The organism is Aquitalea sp. S1-19 (assembly GCF_024343515.1).
In genome coordinates, this window is sequence record NZ_RJTZ01000185.1 from 1 (window position 1) to 3,174 (window position 3,174).

General features: G+C 59.4%; 5 protein-coding genes. 4 read left to right on the top strand and 1 reads right to left on the bottom strand.

Features of this window, described 5'->3' with window-relative positions; all coding sequences use genetic code 11:
* The coding region (locus tag EGI20_RS16820; protein ID WP_498632855.1) for a multidrug effflux MFS transporter at nt 1-1,047 on the bottom strand (1,047 nt) is incomplete at its 3' end.
* 143 nt (nt 1,048-1,190) lie between these two features.
* Between EGI20_RS16820 and EGI20_RS16825 the strand changes: the two genes are divergently transcribed.
* From EGI20_RS16825 to EGI20_RS16840, 4 genes are all read left to right on the top strand, one after another.
* A complete protein-coding gene (locus EGI20_RS16825; RefSeq protein ID WP_498632857.1) occupies nt 1,191-1,478 on the top strand; it encodes a hypothetical protein in 288 nt (95 codons plus the stop codon).
* A gap of 255 nt (nt 1,479-1,733) precedes the next feature.
* The gene (flgB, locus tag EGI20_RS16830; RefSeq protein ID WP_498632859.1) at nt 1,734-2,144 is read left to right on the top strand and encodes a flagellar basal body rod protein FlgB; all 411 of its coding nucleotides are present in this window, start codon (nt 1,734-1,736) and stop codon (nt 2,142-2,144) included.
* A 2-nt stretch (nt 2,145-2,146) separates the two neighbouring features.
* Nucleotides 2,147-2,557, top strand: a complete 411-nt coding sequence (flgC, locus tag EGI20_RS16835) for a flagellar basal body rod protein FlgC (protein WP_124734360.1) — start codon at nt 2,147-2,149, stop codon at nt 2,555-2,557.
* Nucleotides 2,558-2,577: 20 nt separating this feature from the next.
* Nucleotides 2,578-3,174: flagellar hook assembly protein FlgD (locus EGI20_RS16840; protein WP_498632861.1), on the top strand; the 597-nt coding region annotated here is incomplete at its 3' end.

A 3,174-nucleotide genomic window follows, 5' to 3' on the forward strand; every position in this document is an offset into this window, starting at 1 on the left:
TGTCTGCACGAAGCCCTGCATCGACGAGGCGGTGCCGCGCTGCGCGGGGAATAAATCGAGAATGGCCAGCGTGATCGACGGTGCTGCCAGTGACATTCCCATGGTGTAGAGGCCGATCGGCAGCACGCTCGCCGGCAGCGACGGTGCAAACAGGAGTGCGTGCAGGGTGTTGGCAAGCGCGGCGGCGAGCATCATGGCGTAGCCCGTGTTGACCGACTGGCGCGCGGTAAAGCGTCCGGCAGCGCGCCCGGATAGCCAGGCACCGATGATCATGCCGGCGACTGCCGGGCCGAACAGCCACAGAAAATCGTTGGGCCCCAGTCCGAGCTGGCCGATGAGCATGGCTGGCGCCGATGGCACGTAGACGAAGAAGCCGACGAAATTCAGGCTGACCGCGACCGAGTACAGGCGAAAGCGCGGATTGCCGGCGACGGCGCGATAGTTGGCCAAGAGCGAGCGCGCGGCCAGTGGCGTGCGCTTGTCCACCGGGTGGGTTTCCGGCAGCGAGGTCAGGCACAGCAGAAACAGCAGGGCGCCGACGATTGCCATGAATGCGAATACCGCGCGCCAGCCGAAGGTGGTGAACAGCCAGCCGCCAATCACCGGTGCCAAGGCTGGCGAGAGCGCGAACAGCATGGTCACATGCGACATCAGCTTCTGTGCGGCGATGCCGTGGTAGCAGTCGCGGATGATGGCGCGCCCGACAATCAGTCCGACGCCGCCGCTGACTCCCTGCAGTACGCGAAAGGCGATCAGCTCGGCAAAGCTGTCGGCGAAGGTGCAGCCCAGCGCCGCGAGCGCGTAGCAGAAGGTGCCGACAAGCAGCACCGGGCGGCGGCCGACGGCGTCGGCGATCGCACCGTGCCACAGCATCATCAATCCGAAACTGGCCATATACGCGGACAGGATCAGCGGCGTCTGTAGCTCGGAGACGGACAGCGCGCCGGCAATCGCCGGCATTGCCGGCAGGAAGGTGTCGATGGCAAACGGCCCCAGGGTGGCGAGGGCAGCGAGGATCAGGGCAAGGGGCGGAGCGTAGCGGGGCATGGGTTCGTCAGGAGGATAGGCTGAAATATTCTAGCGCATCTGCTTGTCCTGCTTCATCGTATAGATTGGGTTTGCCTGATGTGGCGCAATATTCTGCCGGTACTAACGGATTACCTTGGCTATTTATTGTCGAAGGGCACGTCATGCGATTGTTGCTGGTGGGTGGGCCGCTGGATGGGCAGTGGCACGAGGTCGCGCGCGAACCGGAAAAACTGCTGCTGGAGCATGCTGGCGAGCAGGTCGAGTACCAGCGCGTGCTGTGGGTGTGGCCGCCGCGCGATGCGCTGTGGCTGTTCTGGTGGAATGGCACGCCCGCACCCGAGGCCGTGCTCGCGACGCTGGATCGGGCGGCACTTGCGCCCTTGTGTACTCAGCGCGAGGCGCTCGGGCAAGGGGCGCTGGAGGTTGCGCCCTCCATGCTCAGACCGTAAGCGGTCGGTATGGCACCGTGCGCTGAATACATCGGCGTTGGCTTGTTGTCCTGCCGGTTTCATGCTTGCGGTAGCAACAGGTCGCGCGGTGTTGTTTCCTGTTGCCGTCCGGCGGCAATTATTGCCGCTTGCGAGTAGGGTTTTGTTTTTATTTTGTAAATTCACCCAATAAAAATCAGCCTTATTCGATAGAGTGTGAATAGTTTGTGTTTGGCACGAATCCTGCTATATCCTTGAGGCTTACTTGGGGTGGATATGCTAGACAAAATTGCCAAACACTTTGAATTCCAGCAAAAATCGCTGAACCTGCGCGCCTATCGGGCCGAGGTGCTGGCGAGCAATCTTGCCAACGATGACACCCCAAATTACAAGGCTGTCGATTTCGACTTCGGTCAGGCCTTGTCTGCCGCTCAGTCGCAGCAAGGCGGCGCTTTGGCCATGACGCGAACCAGTGCCGCTCATCTGGATGGCGCAGCGGGCACCGCAAGCGACAAGCCCAATCTGGCATACCGCAATAGCGTGCAGCCCAGCCTGGATGGCAATAGTGTAGATATGGACGTGGAGCGGGCGGCATTCACCGATAATTCGCTGCGCTATCAGAGTACGCTGACATTCCTCAATCGCCGCATCACCGGCCTTGCCGACGCAATCAAGGGTGGTCAATAAAAATGTCGCTTTCCAATGTATTTACCATTGCCGGTTCTTCACTGACCGCGCAATCGCAACGCCTTAATCTGGTCGCCAGTAATATATCCAATGCCGAGAGCGCCACCAGTTCGACCGGCGAGCCTTATCGTGCTCGCCATGTGGTGTTTTCGGCGACGCCGGTGTCAGCCAGCCAGCCGCAAGTGGCCGGTGTGCGCGTGACCCAGATCGTCGAGGACACGTCGCCATTCCGGCTGAAATACGACCCTTCACATCCGTTGGCAGACGAGAAGGGTTATCTGAAACTGCCCAATGTGAATCCGGTGGAGGAGATGGCCGATATGATCTCGGCCTCGCGCTCCTACCAGACCAGCGTAGAAGTCATGAATACCGCCAAGACCCTGCTGCAGAAAACCCTGCAGCTGGGGCAGTAATAAAAGAAAGGGCTTGAGCCATGGTGAGTGCTGTCAGCAATCAGGACATGATTTCCGACCTGAATAAAACCGGGAATGCGGGTCGCTCGAAAGCGGATGCCAATTCCGCTCAGGGGATTCAGGATCGTTTCCTCAAGCTGCTGATGACACAGCTGCAGGCGCAGGATCCGTTGAACCCGATGGACAATGCCCAGATTACCAGCCAGATGGCGCAGATCAGCACCGTTACCGGCATGGAAAATATGAACAAGACCATGGGTATGCTGTTGCAGTCGCAATTTGCCAACCAGTCGATGATGGCGGCGACCATGATAGGCAAGGATGTGATGACCGATGGCAATGCGCTGCATCTCAAGGGTGAAGGCGGCAAGGCCAATGGTGCGGTCGAGCTGAACGGGCCGGCCGACAAGGTGACAGTCACGGTATCGGACAAGGATGGCAATGTGGTCAGTACCATCGCTATCGACAAACCAACAACCGGTATCAACAAGTTCGAGTGGGACGGCACTGATGGTAGCGGCAATAAACTCCCCGAGGGCGAGTACAGTTTCAAAGTCGAGGCCAGTAATGGTGGTGTGGCCGTGAAAGCGAACCCGCTGGGTTTCAGTAAGGTGACT